The sequence below is a fragment of the Burkholderia seminalis DSM 23518 genome (assembly GCF_902832885.1).
Taxonomy (GTDB): Bacteria; Pseudomonadota; Gammaproteobacteria; order Burkholderiales; family Burkholderiaceae; genus Burkholderia; species Burkholderia seminalis.
Window position 1 is genome coordinate 113,532 of sequence record NZ_CADFDK010000001.1, and the last position, 23,882, is coordinate 137,413.

A 23,882-nucleotide genomic window follows, 5' to 3' on the forward strand; every position below is an offset into this window, starting at 1 on the left:
TCGCGCGTCTGTAGCGAAAGCGGTTTCGGCGCGCGCGCCGTCGCAGTTTGAAGAATCCATCGTCATTCTCAGAGGAAACCCATGAGTGCCATCGTAGATATCATCGGCCGCGAGATTCTGGATTCGCGCGGCAACCCCACCGTCGAATGCGACGTGCTGCTCGAATCGGGCACGATGGGCCGCGCGGCGGTGCCGTCGGGCGCGTCCACCGGCTCGCGTGAAGCGATCGAACTGCGCGACGGCGAAGCCGGCCGCTACAACGGCAAGGGCGTGCTGAAGGCCGTCGAGCACATCAACACCGAAATCTCCGAAGCCATCATGGGCCTCGACGCGTCGGAACAGGCGTTCCTCGACAAGACGCTGCTCGAGCTGGACGGCACCGACAACAAGTCGCGCCTCGGCGCGAACGCGATGCTGGCCGTGTCGATGGCCGTCGCGAAGGCGGCCGCCGAAGAGGCCGGCCTGCCGCTGTACCGCTACTTCGGCGGTTCGGGCGCCATGCAGTTGCCGGTGCCGATGATGAACATCGTCAACGGCGGCGCGCACGCGAACAACAGCCTCGACATCCAGGAATTCATGATCGTCCCGGTCAGCCAGCCGACGTTCCGTGAAGCCCTGCGTTGCGGCGCGGAAGTGTTCCACGCGCTGAAGAAGATCCTGAGCGACCGCGGCATGAGCACGGCAGTCGGCGACGAAGGCGGCTTCGCGCCGAACTTCGGCAGCAACGACGAGTGCCTGTCGACGATCCTGCAGGCGATCGAGAAGGCCGGCTACCGTGCGGGCGAAGACGTGCTGCTCGCGCTCGACTGCGCGGCATCCGAGTTCTACCACGACGGCAAGTACCAGCTCGCGGGCGAAGGCCTGCAACTGTCGTCGGCCGAATTCACCGACTACCTCGCGACGCTCGCCGACAAGTTCCCGATCGTGTCGATCGAGGACGGCATGCACGAAAGCGACTGGGACGGCTGGAAGCTGCTGACCGACCGCCTCGGCAAGAAGGTGCAGCTGGTCGGCGACGACCTGTTCGTCACCAACACGCGCATCCTCAAGGAAGGCATCGAGAAGGGCATCGCGAACTCGATCCTCATCAAGATCAACCAGATTGGTACGCTGACCGAAACGTTCGCGGCGATCGAAATGGCGAAGCGCGCGGGCTACACGGCCGTGATCTCGCACCGCTCGGGCGAAACGGAAGATTCGACGATCGCGGACATCGCGGTCGGCCTGAACGCCGGTCAGATCAAGACGGGTTCGCTGTCGCGCAGCGACCGCATCTCGAAGTACAACCAGCTGCTGCGCATCGAGGAAGATCTCGGCGACATCGCGAGCTACCCGGGTAAATCGGCTTTCTATAACCTGCGCTAACGCGCTACTATCGGGTTCGTCATATCGACGCCGCTCTGTGCTCGTGCGCGGAGCGGCGCTTCTTATATCTGCGTCTCTTACATGCGGCTTGTCACTGTCGTCCTGATTGCCTTGCTGGCGCTCATTCAGTACCCCCTATGGTGGGGACACGGCGGCTGGCTGCGGGTGCATGAATTGCGTCAGCAGCTCGACGACCAGCTCCAGAAGAATGCGGACGAGAAGCTGCGCAACGAGCGCACGGCCGGCGAAGTGCAGGATCTGCAGAGCGGCACCGCGGCCATCGAGGAGCGTGCGCGCTACGAGATGGGCATGGTGAAGGACGGCGAGGTATTCGTGCAGTTCGTGTCGCCCAATGCGCCTGCGGGGCCGCTGAACAACACGCCGTCGAACACGTCGACGCGCGGTACCGTCTCCGCGGCGCCGGTGCGTGTCGTGCCGAATCCGCAGTCGATCGCGAAGCCGTCGCGGCACCATGGCGGCGACAAGGGCAAGTCAGCGCATCACTGATCGCGATACGGTCGAATCCATTGAAAAAGCGCGGGAAATACCGCGCTTTTTTATTTCCTGCCAGGCATCAATCGATCGATTGACGGCTTACCACCACCAGCCCGGGTAGCCGTAGCCGATACCCGTTCCCCAGCGATTTCCCCATCCGCCGTAATACCCGCCGTAGACCGTCACGGGGGGCGGCGAGTAGTACGCCCATGCGCGCGCGGCGGCCTCGGCTGCGATCGCGCTGTTCTGTTCGCGCAGGACCTGCTGGTCGATTTCGTCGTAGCGCTTGCGTTCGGCGCTCGACAGCGCGGGCGGGCGGCCGTTCGACGCGCCCGGCTCGGGCAGGCGGCTCAGGATCGTGGAAGTTGGCGGCGGCATCGCGCAGCCGGCGAGCGCGAGCGTGCCGGCGGCGACGCTCGTCAGGATGAGGGGGCGAAACGGGCGGAGGCGATTCATGTGTTTCTCCTGCAGCGCGCCGACGGCGGGAAGCGGTGTGCGCCGAAGGCCGGGCCTCCGGCGCCAGAACCGTGCGTGCGGCGCTCGTGCGTCATTATGCGCCCGTGCCCGGGTGGCGGGCACGGGCGCGCCGCTCAGTGACGCTGGTCGGTTGCCGGCGCGATGCCGGTCTCGACGCCGGGCGCCGCGAACAGCTGCGCGACGTCGACGGGATCGAATTCGTAGCGCTGGTTGCAGAACTCGCAGTGGATCTCGACGTGGCCGCGCTCGACGATCACGCTGTCGACTTCCTCGCGGCCGAGCATGCGCAGCATCGCGCCGACCTTCTCGCGCGAGCACGAGCACTGGAAGCGCGTGCCGGCCGGCTCGAAGTGCTGCACGTTTTCCTGCCAGAACAGCCGGCGGAACACGACTTCCGGTTCGACCTCGAGCAGCTCCTTCGCGGACAGCGTACCGCCGAGCGTACAGACGCGCTCCCACGTGTCGATATCGGTTTCGGCGTTGCGCGGCACGATGCCGCCGTCGCCCGGCAGCTTCTGCAGCAGCATGCCGACCGCGCGGTCGCGATCGGCCGCGAGCCACAGCCGCGTGTCGAGCTGCTCCGAGTGATGCATGTAGTGCTCGAGTACCTGCGACACCGATTCGAGCGGGCCGTCGACGCCGTTCAGCGGCACGATGCCCTGGTACGGCTGCTGGCCCGGCAGCTTGTCGGCCGGATCGAGCGTGATCACGCAACGGCCGTGGCCGCTCGCGTTGACGAGCGACGCGAAGCTCGTGTCGTCGCCGATCGTCTGCGCCGCGTCGCCGGCGAATTTCGCGGTAGCCCGCATCGACAGATCCGAGCCGCACTGGACGACCAGCATCTGGACCGGCCCGTCGCCGAAGATCTGCATGATCAGGGTGCCGTGAAATTTCAGGTTCGCGGACAGCAGCGCGCACGCGGCCATCATCTCGCCGAGCACCGTGCGCACCGGGGCGGGGTAGTCGCGGCGGGCGAGCACTTCCTGCCACGTATTGCGCAGCGAAACGATCTCGCCGCGCACGGGCGCCGCATTGAACATGAATTTCTGTAACTGGTCGCTCACTCTTCTTCCTTGAAATCCGCGCGAATCACCCGATCCGCACGAGTTGCTCCTTGAAATGCGCGCGCCGCTCGACATACGTCTTCGCGTTCGCGCGCAGCCGCGCGATGTCTTCCGCCGACAGCTCGCGCACGACTTTCGCCGGCGCGCCGAGAATCAGCGAGTTGTCCGGGAACGTCTTGCCTTCCGTCACGACCGCGCCGGCACCCACCAGACAGTTGCGGCCGATGACCGCTCCATTCAAGACCACCGCCTGGATCCCGATCAGCGAACCTTCGCCGATCGTGCAGCCGTGCAGCATCGCCTGGTGCCCGATCGTCACGTTTTCGGCAATCGTCAGCGGAAAGCCCGGGTCCGTATGCAGGACCGCCCCTTCCTGGACGTTGCTGCCCGCACCGACGGCGATGGTCTCGTTGTCGCCGCGAATCGTCGCGCCGAACCACACGCTCGAATTCTCCTCGAGCACGACCTTGCCGATGATGGCCGCCGTATCGGCGACGAACACGCTTTCGTGGATCGTCGGGGCCGTCTCGCCCAGCTTGTAGATCGTCACGGAGTCTCCTTGTCTCTTCGATGAGGGGCGCCGGTAAAATGGCGCGTCCGGTTTGCCCGGCGCGTGGCGCCGCGGAACAAACGCATATTGTAAACCGTCGCGTGCAGGTGCTCCCGCGACGCGTACGCAAGGTGTCCCCGTTTATGAGCATGGAGTCTTCTTCTTCCGGCATCGCGCCGGCCTGCGTGCGCCGCGTGGCGCTCGATGCGCTGTGCCTGTCCGAACCGGCGGCGAAGGCAGCCCGGGTCCGCGCGCTGCACGATGCGCTGCGGGCGGGGCAGGCCACGATCGCACCGTCGCTCGCGTTGCCTGAACCCGACGATCTGCCTGGACGTCCGGCCCGCCCGCCGCTCGTCGAGCCGCGCCAGCTCCAACGACGCAGCACGCGTTCGCCCGAAGGGCGCGCGGTGCTGCTGCACGCGCTCGCCCATATCGAATTCAACGCGATCAACCTGGCGCTCGACGCGGTCTGGCGCTTCGCGGGCCAGCCGGATGCGTTCTACGCGGACTGGCTGAAGGTGGCGGCCGAGGAGGCCTATCACTTCACGCTGCTGTCCGACCGGCTGGCGGCATTCGGGCATGCGTACGGCGATTTTCCGGCGCACAACGGACTGTGGGAGATGTGCGAGCGGACCAAGGGCGACGTGCTGGCGCGCATGGCGCTCGTGCCGCGCACGCTCGAGGCGCGCGGGCTCGATGCCTCGCCGCCGATCCGGGCGCGGCTCGTGCAGGCGGGCGACGACGCGTCGGCCGCGATCCTCGACGTGATCCTGCGCGACGAGATCGGCCATGTCGCGATCGGCAACCGCTGGTTCCGGCATCTGTGCGATGCAGCCGGCCGCGATCCGGTGCCGACCTACCGGCAGCTTGCCGGGCAATACCATGCGCCGCGGCTGCGCGGCCCGTTCAATGTCGACGCGCGGCGCGATGCCGGCTTCGAGCAGGCCGAACTCGACGAACTGACCGCGCAGGACGCCGCGGACGCACACGCGGCACGTTAGCCGACCCGCGCGCCCGGCCGGCGGTGCGAGCCGGCGGCCGCTCGAATGCCGCCGCCGCTAGAGCGCGGCCTCGATTGCGGGCCGCCGGAACGGAAGCGCCGCCGCTATAATCGAACGACCATTCTTTTTTGACGGCTACCATGAGTGCCTCGAGTTCTGTTTCCGATTTCGTCACGGTGCGCGGCGTCCGGCTGCATGTGCGGCGCTGGGGCCGGCCCGATGCGCCGACGCTGTTCATGCTGCACGGCTGGATGGACGTCGCGGCGTCGTTCCAGTTCGTCGTCGATGCGCTCGCGGGCGACTGGCAGGTGATCGCGCCCGATGCGCGCGGCTTCGGGCTGTCCGACTGGCCGGTCGCCCGGCAGGGCGGCGGCCACTACTGGTTCCACGAATACCTGGGCGATCTCGATGCGCTCGTCGACCACTATGCGCCGGGCGGCGAAGTCAACCTGGTCGGCCACAGCATGGGTGCGAACGTCGTGTGCCTGTACGCCGGCGCTCGGCCGGAACGCGTGCGGTGCGTGGTCGACCTCGAAGGCTTCGGGCTCGCGCCCGCGCGTGCCGAACAGGCGCCGCGCCGGTTGCGCGGCTGGCTGGACGAGCTGCGCGAGCCGCCCGCGTTGCGGCCCTACGCGTCCCTCGACGACGTGGCGGCGCGCCTGATCAAGACCAATCCGCGGCTCGCCCCGCGCCGGGCCGCATTCCTCGCCGAGCATTGGTCGACGCGCGGCGACGACGGTCTCTACCACCTGTTGGCCGACCCGGCGCACAAGATGCCGGGCCCGCTGCTGTACCGGCTCGACGAGGTGATGGCCACGTGGAAGCAGGTGCGCGCGAAGGTGCTGCACGTCGAAGCCGTCAACTCGCCGACGCTCGCGCACATCGCCGGCGACATCCCGCTGCCCGAGTTCAAGGCGCGCTTCGCCGCGTTCCCCGACTGGCGCGAAAAGCTCGTCGAGGACGCCGGTCACATGGTGCATCACGACCAGCCCGAGCAGGTCGCGGCGCTGATCGAGGCGTTCTGCGCGTAGGCGCGCGACGCCGGCGGCAGGGCAGGCGGGCGGCGCAATTGCCGCGTTGCAGTAGAATGAAGCCTTACCTGCCATACCGACAATGAACGCCGATCTCCACTGCCATTCCAATGTTTCCGACGGGTTGCTGTCGCCTGCCGACGTCGCGCGCCGCGCACATGCGGGCGGCGTGACCCTGTGGGCGCTGACCGACCACGATGAAATCGGCGGCCAGGCAGCGGCACGCAGCGAGGCGGAAGCGCTCGGCATGCGCTACCTGAGCGGTGTCGAGATTTCGGTCACGTGGGCGTCGCGCACCGTGCACATCGTCGGCCTGAACATCGATCCCGCGAACCCGGCGCTGGTCGACGGCCTGTACCGTACGCGCCACGGTCGTGCGGCCCGCGCGGTGGCGATCGGCGAGCAGCTTGCGACGCTCGGCATTCCCGGTGCATACGACGGCGCGCTGAAGTACGTGTCGAATCCCGACCTGATCTCGCGTACGCATTTCGCGCGCTTTCTCGTCGAGAACGGCCACGCCGAATCGACGTCCGACGTGTTCGACCGCCTGCTCGGCGACGGCAAGCCCGGCTTCGTCCCGCATCGCTGGGCATCGCTGTCCGACGCGGTCGGCTGGATCCGTACGGCGGGCGGCGAAGCCGTGGTCGCGCATCCGGGCCGCTACCGGTACACGCCCGTCGAATTCGACGCCTTCTTCGGCGAGTTCATCGATCTGGGCGGCCGCGCGATCGAAGTCATCACGGGCAGCCATACGCCCGACCAGTACCGCGAATACGCGGACGTCGCGCGTCGCTTCGGCTTCGAAGTGTCGCGCGGCTCCGATTTCCATGCGCCGGGCGAGGGCCGCGTCGAGCTCGGCAGCCTGCCGCCGTTGCCGTCCGACCTCACGCCGGTCTGGGAGCGCTGGCTCTGACGCCGGGCGGCCGAGCGCCGCCCGTGCCGCCGCCGTGCGTTGCCGATTCATCCCCCTTTACGTACCCCCATGTCCCAGTTCTTCAGGATTCATCCGGATAATCCGCAGCCGCGCCTGATCAAGCAGGCCGTGGAGATCATCAGCAAGGGCGGCGTGATCGCGATGCCGACCGATTCGAGCTATGCGCTCGCGTGCCATCTCGACGACAAGGATGCGGTCGAGCGCGTGCGCCGGATTCGCGGCCTCGACGAGAAGCAGCACCTGTCGCTGCTCGTGCGCGACCTGTCGGAGCTGGCCAACTTCGCGATGGTCGACAACCGCCAGTACCGGCAGATCAAGTCGGTGACGCCGGGCCCGTACGTGTTCATCCTGCAGGCGACCAAGGAAGTGCCGCGCCGGCTGTCGCATCCGTCGCGCAAGACGATCGGGCTGCGCGTGCCCGACCACGCGATCACGCTCGCGCTGCTGGAGTCGCTCGGCCAGCCGCTGCTCGGCACGACGCTGATCCTGCCGCCGGACGACGAGCCGCTCAACGATCCCGAGGAAATCCGCACGCGGCTCGAGAAACAGGTCGACCTCGTGATCGACGGCGGCGCCTGCCCGCGCGAACCGTCGACGGTGATCGACCTGACCGGCGACGCGCCGGAGCTCGTGCGTGCGGGGCGCGGCGCGCTGGAACCGTTCGGCCTCTCGGCCGCCTGAGCGGGTCGTTCAATTTTGCGCGAACGCGCTTGTTACAATAACGCGATATGGATGCTTCCCTGATACAGACCATCGCCGTCTACGCGCTGCCCGTGATCTTCGCGATCACGCTGCACGAGGCCGCGCACGGCTACGCCGCCCGCCTGCTCGGCGACAACACCGCCTACGTGATGGGGCGCGTGTCGTTCAACCCGATGCGCCACATCGATCCGCTCGGCACGATCGCGATCCCGCTCGTGATGTACTTCGTGACGGGCGGCGCGTTCCTGTTCGGCTATGCGAAGCCGGTGCCGGTTTCGTTCGGCAATCTGCGCAATCCGCGCTGGGGCAGCCTGTGGGTATCGCTCGCGGGTCCGGCCTGCAACTTCGTGCAGGCGCTGGTCTGGGGCCTGCTGACCCTCGTGCTGCCCGCCGTCGGCATCGACGAGCCGTTCTTCACGCGGATGGCGTTCGCCGGCGTCAGCGCGAACCTCGTGCTCGGCGTGCTGAACCTGTTTCCGCTGCCGCCGCTCGACGGCGGCCGTATCCTGGCGGCGCTGCTGCCGCCGAAGCAATCGATCGCGCTGTCGCGCATCGAGCCGTACGGTTTCATCATCGTCCTCGCGCTGGTCGCGACGGGCGTGCTGACGAACTTCTGGCTGCGCCCGCTCGTCAACGTCGGTTATGCCGTCCTGAGCGCCATCCTGTCCCCATTCGCCTCGCTTTTCTAACGACAATCATGTTCCCAGAACGTATTTTCTCCGGCATGCGACCTACCGGGTCGCTGCACCTCGGTCATTACCACGGCGTGCTGAAAAACTGGGTGAAGCTGCAGTCCGAGTACCCGTGTTTCTTCTGCGTCGTCGACTGGCATGCGCTGACGACGCACTACGAGACGCCCGAGGTCATCGAGAAGAACGTGTGGGACGTGCTGATCGACTGGCTCGCATCCGGCATCGATCCGGCGCAGGCGACGCTGTTCATCCAGAGCAAGGTGCCCGAGCACGCGGAACTCGCGCTGCTGCTCGGCATGAGCACGCCGCTCGGCTGGCTCGAACGCGTGCCGACCTACAAGGAGCAGATGGAGAAGCTGAAGGACAAGGACCTGTCCACCTACGGCTTCCTCGGCTACCCGGTGCTGATGGCGGCCGACATCCTGCTGTATCGCGGCTCGCTCGTGCCGGTCGGCGAGGATCAGGTGCCGCACGTCGAGATGACGCGCGAGATCGCGCGCCGCTTCAACTACCTGTACGGCCGCGAGCCGGGCTTCGAGGAGAAGGCGCTCGAAGCCGCGAAGAAGCTCGGCGGCAAGCGCGCGAAGCTCTATCACGAACTGCGCAACGCGTATCAGCAGGAGGGCGACGACGAGGCGCTCGAACAGGCGCGCGCGATGCTGCAGGAATCGCAGAGCCTGTCGATGAGCGACCGCGAGCGTCTGTTCGGCTATCTCGAGGGTGCGCGCAAGATCATCCTGGTCGAGCCGCAGGCGCTGCTGACCGAGGCATCGCGGATGCCGGGCCTCGACGGGCAGAAGATGTCGAAGTCGTACGGCAACACGATCGGCCTGCGCGAAGACGCCGAGACGATCACGAAGAAGGTCCGCACGATGCCGACCGACCCCGCGCGCGTGCGCCGCACCGATCCGGGCGATCCCGACAAGTGCCCGGTGTGGCAACTGCACCAGGTCTATACGGACGAAGCGACGCACGAGTGGGTGCAGAAGGGCTGCCGCTCGGCGGGCATCGGTTGCCTCGACTGCAAGCAGCCGGTCGTCGAGGGCATCCTGCGCGAACAGCAGCCGATGCTCGAGCGCGCGCAGAAGTACATGGACGATCCGTCGCTGCTGCGCGCGATCGTCGCGGACGGTTGCGACAAGGCACGCAAGTACGCGACGGAAACGATGCGCGACGTGCGCGACGCGATGGGCCTGTCGTACAACTGATCCGGCGCATGAGCGAATCCGTCATCGCCGCCGCAGGCGGCCACGTCGCCCAGGCCGAGCCGTCGCGCTGGGTCGCGCAATGGTCGCGGCTCGTGCCGGCCGGCGGCGCGGTGCTCGACGTCGCCGCGGGCGGCGGGCGCCATGCGCGCTGGTTCGCGTCGCGCGGGCATCCGGTCGTCGCGCTCGACCGCGATCCGGCCGCGCTGGCCGCGTTGCGGGCGATTCCCGGCGTCGATGCCCGTGCGGCCGATCTCGAAGGCGCGCCGTGGCCGCTGCCGGCCGGCGAGCGGTTTTCGGCCGTGCTCGTCACTAACTACCTGCATCGTCCGCTCTGGCCCCATCTGCTCGATGCGGTGGCGCCGGGCGGCGTGCTGATCTACGAAACCTTCGCGCAAGGAAACGAAACGGTCGGCAAACCGTCCAACCCCGCGTTCCTGCTCGCCCCGGGCGAGTTGCTGGACGCCGTGCACGGCCACCTGCGGGTGGTTGCGTACGAGGACGGTTTCGTCGCCGCGCCGCGCGAGGCGTTCGTCCAGCGTCTCAGCGCGGTGCGCGAGGGCGCGACCCCGAAGGCGGGGGCGGGAATTCCACGTTACGAACTGCCCGGCTAATCCGCTACAATCTCAACGTTTACCGGTACACATTCAATCGCGTTTCATGGCTAACGGCACCCAAGACGGCATTCAAATCCGCGGCAGCATCCCCGCGATCGTCACCCCGATGCTCGAAGACGGCAGTCTCGACCTGCCGGCGTTTCGCAAACTGATCGACTGGCACATCGCGGAAGGCACCGATGCGCTCGTCGTGGTCGGGACGAGCGGCGAGTCGGCAACGCTCAACGTCGAAGAGCACATCCTGATGATCCGCACGGCGGTCGAGCACGCGGCGAAGCGCATCCCGATCATCGCGGGCGCGGGCGGCAACTCGACCGCCGAGGCGATCGAGCTGACGAAGCACGCGAAGGCCGTCGGCGCGGACGCGACGCTGCAGGTCGTGCCGTACTACAACAAGCCGACGCAGGAAGGCATGTACCGCCATTTCCGGACGATCGCCGAAGCGGTCGACCTGCCGGTGATCCTGTACAACGTGCCGGGCCGCACGGTCGCCGACATGGCGAACGAGACGACGCTGCGCCTCGCGCAAGTGCCGGGCATCATCGGCGTGAAGGAAGCGACCGGCAACATCGATCGCGCCGCGCACCTGATCAAGGCCGCGCCGAAGCATTTCGCGATCTACAGCGGCGACGATCCGACCGCGATCGCGCTGATGCTGCTCGGCGGCCACGGCAATATCTCGGTGACGGCGAACGTCGCACCGCGTGCGATGAGCGATCTGTGCCGCGCGGCGCTGGCCGGCGACGTCCAGACGGCCCGCGCGCTGCACATGAAGCTGCTGTCGCTGCACAAGAACCTGTTCATCGAGGCGAACCCGATCCCCGTGAAGTGGGCGCTGCAGGCGATGGGCAAGATGCAGGGCGGCATCCGGCTGCCGCTCACGGCGCTCGACGAGCGCTGCCACGATGCCGTGCGTTCGGCCCTCGTCGAGGCCGGCGTCCTCTGATGCCGAGGCGGCCGCGTCCTGCGGCCGCCGGCTCGACCCCTGATCAACCCGCACCGGCCGGCTCCGTCCGGCGCCGCTCCTGACGAGCGTTCTAGCAAGACGAAGGATTTCATGAAACGTTTCGCCATTTCCTCTCGCGCCATCCAGCTGTCGGTGGTGGCGCTGGCGCTGGGCGCGCTCGCTGGCTGCGATACGCTGAACGATTACCTGGCCCCCGACCGGGTCAACTACAAGAACACCGGGTCGGCGCCGCCGCTGGCCGTGCCGAGCGACCTGAAGCCGGTGCCGACGACGCAGCAGTTCGTTGCGCCGCCGAGCAACGCCGGGCTCGGCACGCTGCCGCCGCGGGTCACGACGCAGGCCGGCAACGCGACCGACGGCATGCCGAGCGCGCAGGATCCGCTCGGCATGCACATCGAGCGCGACGGCGATCGCCGCTGGCTCGTCGTCGATGGCCGCACGCCGGAGCAGCTGTGGCCGATCCTGAAGGAGTTCTGGCAGGAGAACGGCTTCTCGCTGAAGACCGACGCGCCGTCGACCGGCATCATGGCCACCGACTGGGCCGAAAACCGCGCGAACATTCCGGACGACTGGTTCCGCCGCACGATCGGCAAGGTCATCGATTTCGCGTATTCGTCGGGCACGCGCGACCGTTTCCGCACGCTCGTGAACCGTACGTCGGACGGCAACACCGACATCTCGATCACGCACAGCGCGATGGAGGAAATGATGGTCGGCCCGCAGGGCGGCACGTCGTCGCGCTGGGAAGAGCGTCCGCGCAACCCGGTGCTCGAAGCCGTGTTCCTGTCGAAGCTGATGCAGAAGTTCGGCCTGACCGACGCCCAGGCGAAGCAGCTGCTGACCGATGCGCGCCCCGCGACGGCGCCGGCGCAGGTCAGCGACACGAGCAGCGGCGCGGCGACGCTGCAACTGGCCGAGTCGTTCGATCGCGCGTGGCTGCGCGTGGGCCTGGCGCTCGACCGCACCAACTTCACGGTCGACAATCGCGACCGCGAGAAGGGCGTGTACACCGTGCGCTATGCGAATTCGATGGAAGAGCTCAAGCGTGACGGCCTGTTCGGCAAGCTGTTCTACGGTGGCCCGTCGGCGGCGAAGCCGGGCAAGGAATATCTCGTCAACGTGCGCGCGCAGGGCGCCGGCGGCACGCAGGTCGCGGTGGTCGGTGCGAACGGCCAGATCGACAACTCGTCGGACGCGCAGCGGATCATCTCGCTGCTGCACGCTCAGCTGAACTGAGCGCGTGCGATTCGCCAGCCTCGGAAGCGGCAGCGAAGGCAATGCGCTGGTCGTCGAGGCCTCGAGCGGCACGACGACCACCCGCGTGCTGCTCGACTGCGGCTTTTCCGCCAAGGAGGTCGAGCGCCGGCTCGGCCGACTGAATCTCGCCATCGACGATCTCGATGCGATTCTCATCACCCACGAACATAGCGACCACGTCGGCAGCGCGCTGACGCTCGCCCGCCGTGCGTCGCTGCCGCTCTACATGAGCTGGGGCACCGCGCGCGCGGTGGGCGCGGACGAGGCCGATGTCGATCTCCACGTGCTGTGGGGCGACGAGACGGCCCCGATCCGCGATCTGGCCGTGATGCCCTATACGGTCCCCCACGATGCGCGGGAGCCGCTCCAGTTCGTCTTCATGGACGGCTGCAGCCGGCTCGGCGTGCTGACGGACGTCGGGATGGCCACGCCGCACATTACGGCCGTCCTGAGCGGCTGTGACGCGCTGGTGCTCGAATCCAACCACGATACCGCGATGCTGGCCGCGAGCCGCTATCCGCAATCGCTGAAGGCGCGGATCGGCGGCAACCATGGCCACCTGAGCAACGACGCGGCGGCCGACATTCTCGCGTCGCTCGAGCGCAGCCGCCTCCAGCACCTGGTCGCGGCTCACCTGAGCCAGCAGAACAACCTGCCGGAACTGGCCCGCCGGGCGTTTGGCGGCGTGCTGGGGACGGACGGAGAGGACGTGATCGTGGCCTCGCAGGACGCGGGCTTCGACTGGCTGATGCTCGGATGAGCAGGGCAGGGCCGCTGCTGCGGCCCGGTGCGGCTGCCGGGCGCGGTGTTCGGAAACGGCAGACGTAAAAAAACCGGCCCTCGGGCCGGTTTTTTTTCAGCTGATGCTGAAGGCTTACTGGCTTGCGCCCGAAGCCGGAGCAGCCGTCGCTGCCGAAGCAGCCGACGCCACTGCAGCAGCAGCGTCGCTCGCAGCAGCCGTTGCCGACGAAGCAGCAGCCGAAGCGTCGCTCGCAGCACCAGCAACTGCCGAAGCAGCCGACGAAGCAGCAGCAGCCGCGTCGCTTGCAGCCGACGAAGCAGCTTGATCAGCGCTCTTGTTGCAAGCAGCCAGTGCAACAGCAGCCAACAGGGAAGCTACGAGGAGGGATTTCTTCATGATCACGTCCTTTTATGGTTAAAGGTAAGCAACAGCGCGAAACAATACCGGTAATGTGCTCCAACACCGACCTGGGCCGCTGGTGGAGATGCACTTCTTAGAGCGTGAATCTTCCCTACGGCTTGGGCGGAAATTATATGCACTTTCCTATCGACCGTCGACAAATGCGGGGTCAATACGTTGTCTTTCCCATACAGAATTTGATCTGTACGGGCATACGGGGCGACTCACACTAATTCCGGCTTCCGACCCGTATCCAGCCCGCACAATACCACTCGTGCAACAAGGCTGTCATCGAGGGAACCCGGGATAGTGTTACAAACCGTTTCGCCTCCATCTGGCGTTGATTGGCCAGTTCGGGCAGCCATTCATCGGCCTGCTCGAGCGGTCCTTCCTCGCCATTAATGAAGTACGAGCGCGCGTTATACATCAATGCGGCCCTTCTGTCGAGACACACGCCACGCCGTGACGCTTGCGTGACGAACGCGGACTCGGACAACGGGCGCGCCGGCGGGTCGAAGACGACGTTCGGCTTGGGCTCGCTCAGGTAGCAACCGAGGAATTCGGCGACGTCGCGCTTGCGCCAGCGGATCGCGTCGACGATCTCGGCGACACGCTCGACCATCGCCGGAGGCAATTGCGCGGGCGTGTCGACGGCCGGTTGCTTCGGGTCGCGGTAGAGGTCGTCGCCGCCCCCGTCGCGCAGGCCGCCGCGCTCCGCGAGATAGTACAGGAACTGGGCGCCCAGTTCGCCGGCGGACGGGGCCCGGAAGCCGATCGAGCAGGTCATGCACTCGCCTTCGGCGACGCCGTCGTGCGCGATGTGCGGCGGCAGGTAGAGCATGTCGCCGGGCTCCAGCACCCATTCGTCGCTCGGCTCGAAGTTTTCGAGGATCTTCAGCGGCACGTCCGGTTGCAGCGACAGATCCTTCTGCGCGCCGACGCGCCAGCGGCGCCGGCCTTCGACCTGCAGCAGGAAGACGTCGTATGAATCGAAATGCGGGCCGACGCCGCCGCCGTCCGTCGCATACGAGATCATCAGGTCGTCCAGCCGCGCGTCGGGGATGAAGCGGAAGCGGTCGAGCAGCGCGCGCGCCGCGTCGACGTGCAGGTCGAGCCCCTGCACGAGCAAGGTCCATGCCTTGCGCGTGACGGCCGGCAGCGAGCCCGGTTCGAACGGGCCGTGCGACAGTTGCCACTTGTTACGAAAATGGGTGATGAGTCGCGATTCCGCGTCATAGTCGGCTGCGAGCTCGAACAGCGCGTCGCGCGAGACCGGTGAAGCGACGCCGGGGATCGCCTGGCGGATCAGCAGCGGCTTCTTCTGCCAGTAGCCGCGCATGAATTGCGCCGGCGTAAGACCGCCGAGCAGCGGTGTGGGAAGATCGGAAGGCGGTGCGCCGAGCGGGGCGGCAGCGGCATCCCGCGGTTCGGCTTGAGACCGGTTGCGCATCGTATAATGACAGTTGTATTTGGGAGAATTGGATGAAAATCGCAAAAAACACCGTCGTGTCGGTCACTTACAAGCTGTCGGATGCACAGGGCAATCTGATCGAGGAAAGCGACGAGCCGATGGTCTATCTGCACGGCGGCTATGATGGCACGTTCCCCAAGATCGAGGAACAGCTCGACGGCCACGAGCCGGGCTACGAGGCGCAGGTGCAGCTCGAGCCGCAGGACGCGTTCGGCGACTACGATCCGGAACTCGTGAAGGTCGAGCCGCGCGATCGTTTTCCCGAGCCGCTCGAAGTGGGCATGCAGTTCGAAGGCACGCCGGAAGACGGTGACGAGGAAGTCGACTCGCTGATCTATACGGTCACCGACATCGCCGAAGACAAGGTCGTGCTCGACGGCAATCACCCGCTGGCCGGCATGGCGCTGCGTTTCGCGCTGACCGTGAAGGACGTTCGCGAAGCCACCGAAGATGAAATCGAGCATGAGCACGCGCATGGCGCCGAAGGGCTCGAGATCGTCGACGAGGACGAAGACGAAGACGGCGAAGCGCCGTCGTCAGGGCGTACCCTGCACTGAGCTTGCAGGCAGGCCGGGCGCCGGCCCCGATGCAGGGGGGGGGGCGCCGGCCACGACGCGCCGCCCGGAGCGGCGCCGTCACCCTGCAGCGGCGGCGCGACCGACGACGAGTCGGGCAGTGCCGGCAGCGCGGGGATTTCCGGCATCTGCGGCAGCGGCACGTCGTCATGCGGCACGAGCGGCAGCGTGGGCGGCACCGGCAGGTTCTTCGGCACCTCCTGCAGGCTGACGTTGAAGATCGTCTGCCGCGATGGCGACACGCTTACCTTGACCCACTGATTCGCCGGATGGCGCGGGCCGATCGCGACGCGCGTCACGTTTCCTATCAGCGCACCGTCGTCGGCACGCAGCGGCCGGTCGATCAGGAAACCGTTCGCCAGCGGTTCGCCGCTCGCGTGCATCACCAGTATCGGGCCGCGGAACGTCGCCGCCGCCTTCACCAGCGTACGTTTCAGTTCACGGAAGCCGTCGCGTACGCGCGGCCGGTTGAAACGCAGCCACGCAAAGCGTTCCGCGCGTTCGTAGCGTTCGAACTGCGGATCGCCTTCAAAAATCACCACCATCGCGCGCGCTTCGCGCCGCTTCGCGTATTCGGCCGCGTGGTCGATCCAGAAACCGTTCGCGATGATGCGATCCTCGAATTCGCCGTTGCGGCCGCCGGCCGTCAGGTAATGGTTGTTCGGTGCCGGTGCGTTGAGCGCGACGTAGACGATGTCGTCGCGCATCCAGCGGGCATTCTCGCGATATGGCCGGAACCGTGCGACTTCGCTCTCCCGCGTGATCTGCAGCGCGCCGGGGTCGGGCAATGCCGCATCGGCGAGCAGCGTCTGCCGCAGGAAGTCGAGCCGCTCGACCGGATCGTAACCGCCGCCGGCTGCCGTATTGCACGTCAACCAGTCGTCGTGGCCGGGAATGAACACGAGCGGCACGCGTGCCGAATCCAGGATCGCGCCGCGCTGCGAATACAGCGCGTCGCGGCACGCTTCCTTCGAACCCTTGAGATCGCCCGCATAGACGACGAAAGCGAGGTTACGCTCGCGCGCGATCGCATCGAGCAGCCGCTGGGCGGACGGTTCGTCCGTCGGGCCGTTGATGACGCCCGACACGACCGCGAACGAGTAGGGCGCGGCGGTGCGCTTCGGCGGTGCAGCCTGCGCGCCGGCCTGCGCGAGCACGAGTACCGCCGCGACGAGCGCGGCGGCCGCGCGAGCCGGCAGGCCCGGCGAGACGCGTTCAAGCGTGGCCGTCGGCATCGTGCGACCGGACCAGCGTGCGCAGTTCGTACAGCAGGTCGAGCGCCTCGCGCGGCTTGAGATCGTCGGGATCGATGTCGCGCAGCTTGTCGAGCGCCGGATGCGTCGTGTCCGGCAACGCCGGCGCATCCGCGCATTCGAGATCGTCGACGACCGCCTGCGGCGCGCTGAACAGGTCGAGTTGCGGCGTGTGCTGCGATGCCGACTGCTGTTCGAGATACGCGAGGTGCTTGCGTGCGGCGCGGATCACCGGGGCCGGGACGCCGGCGAGCTGCGCGACCTGCAGGCCGTAGCTCTGGTTCGCCGGGCCTTCGTTGACCGCGTGCAGGAACACGATGCCGTGGCCGTGTTCGACGGCCGACAGGTGGACGTTGGCCGCTTGCGGGAATTCGGCCGGCAACTGGGTCAGCTCGAAGTAGTGTGTCGCGAACAGCGTGTAGCACGCGTTGTGCGCGAGCAGATGGCGGGCGATCGCCCACGCGAGTGCGAGGCCGTCGAACGTCGACGTGCCGCGCCCGATCTCGTCCATCAGCACGAGGCTTTGCGGTGTCGCATCGTTGAGGATGGCCGCGGCTTCGGTCATCTCGACCATGAACGTCGAACGGCCGCCCGCGAGATCGTCGGCTGCGCCGATGCGCGTGAAGATCCGGTCGATCGGGCCGAAGCACGCCGACTTCGCCGGCACGTAGCTGCCGACGTAAGCCATCAGCGCGATCAGCGCGGTCTGCCGCATGAACGTCGATTTACCGCCCATGTTCGGGCCGGTGATCAGCAGCAGCTTGCGCTCGGGCCCGAACCGGCAGTCGTTCGCGATGAACTGCTCGACCTGCGCTTCGACGACCGGGTGGCGCCCCTGTTCGATGTCGATGCCGATCTCGTCGGTGAAGGTGGGCGCGACCCAGTCGAGTGCGCGTGCACGTTCGGCGAAGGCGGCGAGCAGGTCGAGCTCGGCGAGTGCCGACGCGACGCGCTGGCATTCGGGGATGAACGGCAGCAGTGCCTGCAGCACCGAGTCGTACAGCGCGCGCTCGCGCGCGAGCGCGCGTTCCTGCGCGGACAACGCCTTGTCCTCGAAGGTTTTCAGTTCGGGCGTGATGTAGCGCTCGGCGTTCTTCAGCGTCTGGCGGCGGCGGTAATCGTCGGGCACCTTGTCCGTCTGGCCGCGCGTGACCTCGATGTAGAAGCCGTGCACCTTGTTGTATTCGACGCGCAGGTTCGCGATGCCGGTGCGCGCGCGTTCGCGCGCTTCGAGGTCGATCAGGAACTGCCCGCAGTTCTCCGAGATGTCGCGCAGTTCGTCGAGTTCCGCGTCGTAGCCGCGCGCGATCACGCCGCCGTCGCGCACCATCGCGGCAGGCTCGGGCGCAATCGCGCTGGTGAGCAGGTCGAGGCATTCCGCGGGCGGTGCGAGCGCCGCGTCGACGCGCGTGAGCGCATCGGCATTCGCGACGATCGCGCTGATGCGCTCGCGCAGTGCCGGCAGCGCGGCGAACGTATCGCGCAGGCTCGACAGGTCGCGCGGGCGCGCGGACAGCAGCGCGAGCCGCCCGGTGATCCGTTCGACGTCGGCGATCTGGCGCAGCGCGCCGCGCAGCGCGTCGAGGCTCGCGTTCGCCGGCGCATCGAGCAGCGCGCCGATTGCCTGCTGGCGCGATTGCGCGGCGACCGACGCGCGGGGCGGGTGATGCAGCCAGTGACGCAGCAGGCGGCTGCCCATCGTCGTGCAGCAGGTGTCGAGCAGCGAATACAGCGTCGGCGATTCGGTGCCGCGCAGCGTCTCGGTTAGTTCGAGGTTGCGGCGCGTGGCCGGATCGAGTCCGATGTATTCGGTTTCGTTCTCGACCTTCAGGCTGCGCACGTGCCGCAACTGCTGGCCTTGCGTGGCTGCCGCATAGAGCAGCAGCGCGCCGGCTGCGCCGCACGCGCTCGTCAGCGAATGCGCGCCGAATCCGTCGAGGCTCGCGACGTCGAGCTGGTCGCACAGGCGCTGCGTGCCCGATGCGATGTCGAAGTGCCAGGCCGGCACGCGCTTGCTCGCGCCGGCACTTGCGGGCACGGCGTCGGTCGCACCGTCCGGCGTCAGGATTTCGGCCGGCCGGATGCGCTCGAGCGCGGCTGCGAGCTGATCGGGTTCGATTTCGGCGAGCCGCAGCGCGCCGCTGGCGAGGTTCAGCCAGGCGAGGCCGACATTGACCGTGACGCCGCGCTTGTTGTGGCCCGTGCACATCGCGAGCAGGTACACGTCGTTCTTGTCGGACAGCAGCGCGGCATCGGTCAGCGTGCCGGGCGTGACGACACGCACGACCTTGCGCTCGACCGGCCCCTTCGATGTGGCAGGGTCGCCGATCTGCTCGCAGATCGCGACCGATTCGCCCATCTTCACGAGCTTCGCCAGATACTGTTCGACTGCGTGATGCGGCACGCCGGCCATCTTGATCGGCGTGCCGGCCGACGCGCCGCGCTGCGTGAGGGTCAGGTCGAGCAGGCGTGCGGCCTTTTCCGCGTCCTCGAAGAACAGCTCGTAGAAGTCGCCCATCCGGTAGAAGACGAGTGTGTCGGGATGATCGGCCTTGATGCGCAGGTACTGCTGCATCATTGGAGTATGGCCGGCGAAGGCTTCGGGCGACAGCGTGGTCATAGGTCAGGCGGGAAGTTGTTGCTTGGGTTGCACGAGTTTACCAGTCGCGTCCACGTGCACGCGCGAAGTTCGCCGTTTGGCCAGGTGCGGGCGAGGGAGCGTGGCAGATCACGTGTCCGAATAGTTGGACGATGACGCTCGGATGGGACGACAATCGTCCGGAAGGGTGGGCAAGTTGATTGCCGATTTCCGCTATTGGATCTTGCGCTGTTTGGCCGGCAGTCAACGCGTCGTCAATGGAGAAAAAGCGCCCATGTCAGCAGTCGACTTGGAAGCACGTCTCACGAGTATCGTGCGCCAATCGGAATGGTTCTGGGCGGCACTCGTCGCCACGCGTAGCCTGAAGCTCACCTCATGGTGTATTGGGGCAGGAGCGGTACGCAACCTGGTGTGGGATGAACTGCACGCGTTTCGGACGCCGTCTGCGCTATCGGACATCGATGTTGCTTACTTTGACTCGACCGATTTCTCCGCCGCACGGGACGCGCGCTTCAAGCTTCGTTTGACCGACATGCTTCCCGGTGTGCGCTGGGAGGTAACCAATCAGGCCGCCGTTCACCTCTGGTTCGAGCGAACCTTTGGCCATCCAGTTTCACCACTGGGTTCGCTGGAGGAGTCAGTCGCGTCGTGGCCCGAATTTGCGACCTCGGTCGGGGTCGTGCTTCGTGATGACGACTCGGTCGACGTTATTGCGCCTCATGGGCTGGACGATCTTTTTTCAATGGTCATTCGGCGCAACCCACGGCGAGTGAGTGTCGAGACATATCGAAAGCGTGTAGCGGAAAAGCAATACCGAAAGCGCTGGCCTCGAGTTGTCATCGTACCTTGCTGATTATCCGAGGCGTACCGGTGTCACTGGCGCATTCAATAGGTGTTGCGGGCGTGGTGGGGCTGGGCCTATCGGCTCCGCACGTTGATTGCGGGAAGTTCGAATACATGCATCTGTTTCCAGCGCCCTGAGGTGTTTTCAAGCAAAGACACGGAACTACACCGCGTTCGAATCGGCGCAAGCATGCGCAGACGTTCTTCCAGCGCGATGGCTGCGGAATTTGCGGTTGCGGCGTCACCGTGCGCGACAGTCAGATGCGGAATCGTGCCATCGTGTACGCCGCCGTACGGACGATATCCGGGAAAGCGTTCGACTAAGGCAGTTGTCAGTGCGACGAACGGCTCGGCAGGGTCGGGGGTGAGATAGGTGGTGGTCGGAAACCGACCAATCTGCGTCAACGAAAAATCGAACGATGGCACAAAGCTCAACGCGCTTTCGGATTGTCGTATTACGGTCGACGTAATTTCGTCGGGTGACATGAAAGGGAACAGAAGCGTGATATGTGGCGGGACGCCCAGGCTTGCAGAAGCATCGAAGCGCCGCCGCAGGTCGGCGACTGCAGGTTCGGCTGCGGAAACTTCGACGACAAACGCTGTCGTGACCATACTGCGATCCTCTTTTGGCGGCCGCCGCATTGCGGCAATACGGTAGGAATGCGGTGGCGTAGCTTGCAGCGTAACCTTCCGATCAGAGCCTTAACAGTGCGGATAATCAGGCCCCCATTTCATCGAAGACACCAGCCGCCCGTTACCGGAGACTGCAGGCGATTTCGTCCGCCGAAGAGTGCCGCAAACTGTGAAACGTTTGGCACGCCACCTGCTCCAGTGACTCGGCCGTTTTAATCGCCTGTTCTCTCGGGACTTACACCAATCAACCTCTCTAAACTGAAACTTAGACAAGTTTCAAGGAGGGGAGCGTGCTAGTCTGAAACGGCAATATATAAAAACGCAATGAGTTACGGGGCACAACCATGAAGCAGGCCATACAGGACGCGGGGGGCGCGTGCGCGCAGAATACCCTGGTGCCGCACGTTACGGCGGTCGCGGATGAGTCGGAGCGGATCAACTGGATCGAGCTTTGCGCTCGCGTGGCGTCGGTCACCGTGCTGGGCGTATTTGCCTATCTGATCTATATACCGTGGCGATCGGACCCGAGCCGGATCACGCTGATCCTGCTGCTGGTTTCCGCGGTACTGACCGTCGGCATGTCGGCTTTTGCGAAACTGCCGAAACAGCGCGACTGGCATCCCGTCGCGGTGTGCTTTTCTCTGGGCGGCTCGTTCTACTGCCTGACCTATCAGCTGACCGCCAGTACCCAACTGATTCCGGAGTGGGCGGGGGGGCACCTGGCAAATTATCGGGATCGCGTGGCAGCTGTTCGCCAAACTGTCGCTCGGGCGCTCGTTCGGCTTGCTGCCGGCGAATCGAGGGGTCGTCTCGACCGGCGCGTACCGGTTCATGCGGCACCCGATCTACACCGGTTATCTGTTGTCCGAAATCGGCTTCCTGCTGGCTAACTTCAGCACCCGAAACCTGGTCACGATCGGCGTCTGGATGCTGTTGCAGATCGGCCGAATCAGCATGGAAGAACGGGTGCTGTCGGAAGACGCCGATTATCGCGCGTACAAGGCGACAGTCCGGTACCGGCTGATTCCGGGCGTGTTTTGACGGGAATGCGGAAAGCGCGCAATGGCCGAGCGTCGACGAAGCGCACCCGTGCGGCAGACATGAAAAAAGTCGGCGCGCTCAGGTCACGGACCTTCGCGCGCCGACCCCTTCCGGCCTGTCAGGACGTGTGCCCCGACGTCATGCTGAGTGCGACCGCCTGCGCGACTTCGATGCCGTCGATGGCGGCCGAATAGATGCCGCCCGCATATCCGGCGCCTTCGCCGGCCGGATACAGGCCTTCGACGTTCATGCTCTGGTAGTCGTCCTTGCGTCGAATCCGGATCGGTGAAGACGTGCGTGTCTCCACGCCGGTCAGCACGGCGTCGTGCATCGCGAAGCCGGCGATCTTCTTGTCGATCTCGGGCAGGGCTTCACGGATGGCTTCGATCACGTAGTCCGGCAGCGCGGTGCTGAGGTCGGTCGGATTCACGCCGGGCTTGTACGACGGCTCCACGGAACCCAGCGAGGTCGACGGCCGGCCCGCGATGAAATCGCCGACCAGCTGGCCCGGCGCGCGGTAGTCGCCGCCGCCGAGTTCGAACGCGCGTTCCTCCCATTTGCGCTGGAACGCGATGCCCGCCAGCGGGCCGCCGGGATAGTCGTCCGGCGTGATGCCGACGACGATGCCGGCGTTCGCATTGCGCTCGGCGCGCGAATACTGGCTCATCCCGTTGGTGACGACACGGCCCGGCTCGGAGGTCGCCGCGACCACCGTGCCGCCCGGGCACATGCAGAAGCTGTAGACGGCCCGGCCGTTACTGCAGTGATGGACCACCTTGTAGTCGGCCGCGCCGAGCTGCTTGTGGCCCGCAAACTTGCCGAAGCGGCTGCGGTCGATCAGCCCCTGCGGATGTTCGATCCGGAAACCCAGCGAGAACGGCTTCGCCTCGATATGGACGCCGCGATCGTGCAGCATCTGGAACGTGTCGCGCGCGCTGTGGCCGACGGCCAGCACGACATGGTCGCACCGGAGCGTTTCGCCGTTCGACAGCTTGAGCGAGCGCACCTTGCCCTGGTCGATCTCGATGTCGTCGACCCGCGTTTCGAAACGCACTTCGCCACCGAGTTCGTGGATGGACGCGCGCATCTTTTCCACCATGCTGACGAGGCGGAACGTGCCGATGTGCGGCCGGCTCAGGTACAGGATGTCTTCCGGCGCGCCGGCCTTGACGAACTCGTCGAGCACCTTGCGGCCATAGTTGTGGGGATCCTTGATCTGGCTGTACAGCTTGCCGTCGGAAAAGGTCCCGGCGCCGCCTTCGCCGAACTGCACGTTGGATTCGGGGTTGAGCACGCTCTTGCGCCACAGGCCGAAGGTGTCCTTGGTGCGCTCGCGCACGGCCTTGCCGCGTTCGAGGATGATGGGGCGGAAGCCCATCTGCGCGAGGATCAGGCCTGCGAACAGGCCGCACGGCCCCATGCCGATGACGACCGGGCGCAGGAAATCGGCGCGCTCGGGCGCCTTCGCGACGAAGTGGTAGGCCATGTCGGGCGTCACGCCGCAATGCGGCTTGCCGGCGATGCGCTCGAGCGCGGCCGCTTCGTCCTTGACCTCGAGATCGACGATATACGTGAGCTTGATGTCCGAACGCTTGCGCGCATCGTGCGCGCGACGGAACACGGTGTAACGGAGGAGCGCGTCCGCCGCCACGCCGAGCTCGGCGAGGCGCGCGCGAATCGCGGCCTCGAGCGCGCTTTCGGGGTGGTCGAGGGGGAGTTTGATTTCGCTTAGCCGTAACATGGGGACTCGGATGCGATTGCCACGGCGCCGTGGCGATGTTGATACAGGGGGGGCCGGCATGCCGATGACGGCGTTGTTCGCCGCGCGCGCCTGCCGGGCGCAAACCATTCGTTGTCGTTACGGGCAAGCGGTGCGAGCGGCAGCGCGCCGGCCCGTCCGGACAACTCGGGCAACTTCAGGATAGGCGCACGAAGCGCGCCTTGCGCACGGAAGATTACCGCGCCTCCC

General features: G+C 66.4%; 22 protein-coding genes and 3 pseudogenes. 16 read left to right on the top strand and 9 right to left on the bottom strand.

What is annotated here, in order from left to right; translation table 11 throughout:
- The first annotated feature begins 81 nt into the window (after positions 1–81).
- Positions 82–1,365 carry a phosphopyruvate hydratase gene (gene eno / locus HWX00_RS00490; RefSeq protein WP_006478406.1) on the top strand — a complete coding sequence of 428 codons (1,284 nt, stop codon included), beginning with the start codon at positions 82–84 and terminating at the stop codon, positions 1,363–1,365.
- Positions 1,366–1,446: 81 nt separating this feature from the next.
- On the top strand, positions 1,447–1,872 hold the full coding sequence (gene ftsB, locus HWX00_RS00495) for a cell division protein FtsB (RefSeq protein ID WP_034188927.1): 426 nt from the start codon (positions 1,447–1,449) through the stop codon (positions 1,870–1,872).
- Between the two features lie 87 nt (positions 1,873–1,959).
- On the opposite strand, the gene HWX00_RS00500 is transcribed toward ftsB, so the two are convergent.
- The 3 genes from HWX00_RS00500 to HWX00_RS00510 all read right to left on the bottom strand — a co-directional run bounded on the left by HWX00_RS00500 (position 1,960) and on the right by HWX00_RS00510 (position 3,951).
- Positions 1,960–2,316 carry a hypothetical protein gene (locus HWX00_RS00500; protein WP_049034861.1) on the bottom strand — a complete coding sequence of 119 codons (357 nt, stop codon included), beginning with the start codon at positions 2,314–2,316 and terminating at the stop codon, positions 1,960–1,962.
- Between the two features lie 134 nt (positions 2,317–2,450).
- The gene (hslO, locus tag HWX00_RS00505; RefSeq protein ID WP_034188925.1) at positions 2,451–3,401 is read right to left on the bottom strand and encodes an Hsp33 family molecular chaperone HslO; all 951 of its coding nucleotides are present in this window, start codon (positions 3,399–3,401) and stop codon (positions 2,451–2,453) included.
- 25 nt (positions 3,402–3,426) lie between these two features.
- Positions 3,427–3,951, bottom strand: a complete 525-nt coding sequence (locus HWX00_RS00510) for a gamma carbonic anhydrase family protein (protein ID WP_034188924.1) — start codon at positions 3,949–3,951, stop codon at positions 3,427–3,429.
- Between the two features lie 143 nt (positions 3,952–4,094).
- Between HWX00_RS00510 and HWX00_RS00515 the strand changes: the two genes are divergently transcribed.
- The 11 genes from HWX00_RS00515 to HWX00_RS00565 all read left to right on the top strand — a co-directional run bounded on the left by HWX00_RS00515 (position 4,095) and on the right by HWX00_RS00565 (position 13,424).
- The gene (locus HWX00_RS00515) at positions 4,095–4,952 is read left to right on the top strand and encodes a ferritin-like domain-containing protein (RefSeq protein WP_175027428.1); all 858 of its coding nucleotides are present in this window, start codon (positions 4,095–4,097) and stop codon (positions 4,950–4,952) included.
- Positions 4,953–5,092: 140 nt separating this feature from the next.
- A complete protein-coding gene (locus HWX00_RS00520; protein ID WP_175027429.1) occupies positions 5,093–5,983 on the top strand; it encodes an alpha/beta fold hydrolase in 891 nt (296 codons plus the stop codon).
- Positions 5,984–6,065: 82 nt separating this feature from the next.
- Positions 6,066–6,896, top strand: coding sequence for a 3',5'-nucleoside bisphosphate phosphatase (locus tag HWX00_RS00525; RefSeq protein ID WP_034188921.1), 831 nt, complete (start codon positions 6,066–6,068; stop codon positions 6,894–6,896).
- 69 nt (positions 6,897–6,965) lie between these two features.
- Positions 6,966–7,598, top strand: coding sequence for an L-threonylcarbamoyladenylate synthase (locus HWX00_RS00530; RefSeq protein ID WP_034188920.1), 633 nt, complete (start codon positions 6,966–6,968; stop codon positions 7,596–7,598).
- A gap of 47 nt (positions 7,599–7,645) precedes the next feature.
- On the top strand, positions 7,646–8,308 hold the full coding sequence (locus HWX00_RS00535) for a site-2 protease family protein (protein WP_034188919.1): 663 nt from the start codon (positions 7,646–7,648) through the stop codon (positions 8,306–8,308).
- 8 nt (positions 8,309–8,316) lie between these two features.
- The gene (locus tag HWX00_RS00540; protein WP_006487046.1) at positions 8,317–9,519 is read left to right on the top strand and encodes a tryptophan--tRNA ligase; all 1,203 of its coding nucleotides are present in this window, start codon (positions 8,317–8,319) and stop codon (positions 9,517–9,519) included.
- A gap of 8 nt (positions 9,520–9,527) precedes the next feature.
- Entirely contained in the window at positions 9,528–10,130 is a 603-nt protein-coding gene (locus HWX00_RS00545; RefSeq protein ID WP_175027430.1) for a class I SAM-dependent methyltransferase, read from the top strand.
- A gap of 46 nt (positions 10,131–10,176) precedes the next feature.
- Positions 10,177–11,079, top strand: coding sequence for a 4-hydroxy-tetrahydrodipicolinate synthase (gene dapA / locus HWX00_RS00550; RefSeq protein WP_034188917.1), 903 nt, complete (start codon positions 10,177–10,179; stop codon positions 11,077–11,079).
- Positions 11,080–11,190: 111 nt separating this feature from the next.
- On the top strand, positions 11,191–12,336 hold the full coding sequence (bamC, locus tag HWX00_RS00555; RefSeq protein WP_175027431.1) for an outer membrane protein assembly factor BamC: 1,146 nt from the start codon (positions 11,191–11,193) through the stop codon (positions 12,334–12,336).
- Between the two features lie 4 nt (positions 12,337–12,340).
- The gene (locus tag HWX00_RS00560) at positions 12,341–13,117 is read left to right on the top strand and encodes an MBL fold metallo-hydrolase (protein WP_034188915.1); all 777 of its coding nucleotides are present in this window, start codon (positions 12,341–12,343) and stop codon (positions 13,115–13,117) included.
- Between the two features lie 103 nt (positions 13,118–13,220).
- Positions 13,221–13,424, top strand: a complete 204-nt coding sequence (locus tag HWX00_RS00565; RefSeq protein ID WP_006487056.1) for a hypothetical protein — start codon at positions 13,221–13,223, stop codon at positions 13,422–13,424.
- Here HWX00_RS00565 and HWX00_RS37245 read toward each other — a convergent pair.
- Positions 13,425–13,671, bottom strand: a pseudogene (locus HWX00_RS37245) (hypothetical protein).
- Positions 13,672–13,727: 56 nt separating this feature from the next.
- Entirely contained in the window at positions 13,728–14,948 is a 1,221-nt protein-coding gene (locus tag HWX00_RS00570; protein WP_124609699.1) for a cupin domain-containing protein, read from the bottom strand.
- A 32-nt stretch (positions 14,949–14,980) separates the two neighbouring features.
- On the opposite strand from HWX00_RS00570, the gene HWX00_RS00575 reads away from it, so the two are divergent.
- Positions 14,981–15,526: an FKBP-type peptidyl-prolyl cis-trans isomerase gene (locus HWX00_RS00575; RefSeq protein ID WP_034188913.1), complete on the top strand. Its 546-nt coding sequence runs from the start codon at positions 14,981–14,983 to the stop codon at positions 15,524–15,526.
- On the opposite strand, the pseudogene HWX00_RS00580 reads toward HWX00_RS00575, so the two are convergent.
- Together HWX00_RS00580 and mutS are read right to left on the bottom strand one after the other, a co-directional pair.
- Positions 15,506–16,779, bottom strand: a pseudogene (locus HWX00_RS00580) (hypothetical protein). The gene HWX00_RS00575 and the pseudogene HWX00_RS00580 sit on opposite strands and share 21 nt — an antisense overlap.
- Positions 16,760–19,417, bottom strand: coding sequence for a DNA mismatch repair protein MutS (gene mutS, locus HWX00_RS00585; RefSeq protein ID WP_175027432.1), 2,658 nt, complete (start codon positions 19,415–19,417; stop codon positions 16,760–16,762). Before mutS ends, HWX00_RS00580 begins: the two are co-directional and overlap by 20 nt.
- Before the next feature lie 166 nt (positions 19,418–19,583).
- On the opposite strand from mutS, the gene HWX00_RS00590 reads away from it, so the two are divergent.
- Complete coding sequence (locus HWX00_RS00590) at positions 19,584–20,249, top strand: nucleotidyltransferase family protein (protein ID WP_319001520.1); 666 nt, start codon at positions 19,584–19,586, stop codon at positions 20,247–20,249.
- Positions 20,250–20,314: 65 nt separating this feature from the next.
- Here HWX00_RS00590 and HWX00_RS00595 read toward each other — a convergent pair whose 3' ends face one another.
- The gene (locus HWX00_RS00595; protein WP_082744779.1) at positions 20,315–20,851 is read right to left on the bottom strand and encodes a 2'-5' RNA ligase family protein; all 537 of its coding nucleotides are present in this window, start codon (positions 20,849–20,851) and stop codon (positions 20,315–20,317) included.
- A 365-nt stretch (positions 20,852–21,216) separates the two neighbouring features.
- Between HWX00_RS00595 and HWX00_RS00600 the strand changes: the two are divergent.
- Positions 21,217–21,913: pseudogene (locus HWX00_RS00600) on the top strand (methyltransferase family protein).
- Positions 21,914–22,031: 118 nt separating this feature from the next.
- On the opposite strand, the gene HWX00_RS00605 reads toward HWX00_RS00600, so the two are convergent.
- The gene (locus HWX00_RS00605; RefSeq protein ID WP_175027433.1) at positions 22,032–23,654 is read right to left on the bottom strand and encodes an NAD(P)/FAD-dependent oxidoreductase; all 1,623 of its coding nucleotides are present in this window, start codon (positions 23,652–23,654) and stop codon (positions 22,032–22,034) included.
- Between the last annotated feature and the right edge of the window lie 228 nt (positions 23,655–23,882).

Coding starts and splice junctions, on each gene's coding strand:
- HWX00_RS00515 (WP_175027428.1), top strand. CDS start 4,095: ATGAGCATGGAGTCTTCTTCTTCCGGCATCGCGCCGGCCTGCGTGCGC.
- HWX00_RS00565 (WP_006487056.1), top strand. CDS start 13,221: ATGCTGAAGGCTTACTGGCTTGCGCCCGAAGCCGGAGCAGCCGTCGCT.
- HWX00_RS00605 (WP_175027433.1), bottom strand. CDS start 23,654: ATGTTACGGCTAAGCGAAATCAAACTCCCCCTCGACCACCCCGAAAGC.
- bamC (WP_175027431.1), top strand. CDS start 11,191: ATGAAACGTTTCGCCATTTCCTCTCGCGCCATCCAGCTGTCGGTGGTG.
- HWX00_RS00540 (WP_006487046.1), top strand. CDS start 8,317: ATGTTCCCAGAACGTATTTTCTCCGGCATGCGACCTACCGGGTCGCTG.
- eno (WP_006478406.1), top strand. CDS start 82: ATGAGTGCCATCGTAGATATCATCGGCCGCGAGATTCTGGATTCGCGC.
- HWX00_RS00525 (WP_034188921.1), top strand. CDS start 6,066: ATGAACGCCGATCTCCACTGCCATTCCAATGTTTCCGACGGGTTGCTG.
- HWX00_RS00500 (WP_049034861.1), bottom strand. CDS start 2,316: ATGAATCGCCTCCGCCCGTTTCGCCCCCTCATCCTGACGAGCGTCGCC.
- HWX00_RS00530 (WP_034188920.1), top strand. CDS start 6,966: ATGTCCCAGTTCTTCAGGATTCATCCGGATAATCCGCAGCCGCGCCTG.
- HWX00_RS00575 (WP_034188913.1), top strand. CDS start 14,981: ATGAAAATCGCAAAAAACACCGTCGTGTCGGTCACTTACAAGCTGTCG.
- HWX00_RS00535 (WP_034188919.1), top strand. CDS start 7,646: ATGGATGCTTCCCTGATACAGACCATCGCCGTCTACGCGCTGCCCGTG.
- dapA (WP_034188917.1), top strand. CDS start 10,177: ATGGCTAACGGCACCCAAGACGGCATTCAAATCCGCGGCAGCATCCCC.
- HWX00_RS00520 (WP_175027429.1), top strand. CDS start 5,093: ATGAGTGCCTCGAGTTCTGTTTCCGATTTCGTCACGGTGCGCGGCGTC.
- HWX00_RS00545 (WP_175027430.1), top strand. CDS start 9,528: ATGAGCGAATCCGTCATCGCCGCCGCAGGCGGCCACGTCGCCCAGGCC.
- ftsB (WP_034188927.1), top strand. CDS start 1,447: ATGCGGCTTGTCACTGTCGTCCTGATTGCCTTGCTGGCGCTCATTCAG.
- HWX00_RS00595 (WP_082744779.1), bottom strand. CDS start 20,851: ATGGTCACGACAGCGTTTGTCGTCGAAGTTTCCGCAGCCGAACCTGCA.
- mutS (WP_175027432.1), bottom strand. CDS start 19,417: ATGACCACGCTGTCGCCCGAAGCCTTCGCCGGCCATACTCCAATGATG.
- HWX00_RS00570 (WP_124609699.1), bottom strand. CDS start 14,948: ATGCGCAACCGGTCTCAAGCCGAACCGCGGGATGCCGCTGCCGCCCCG.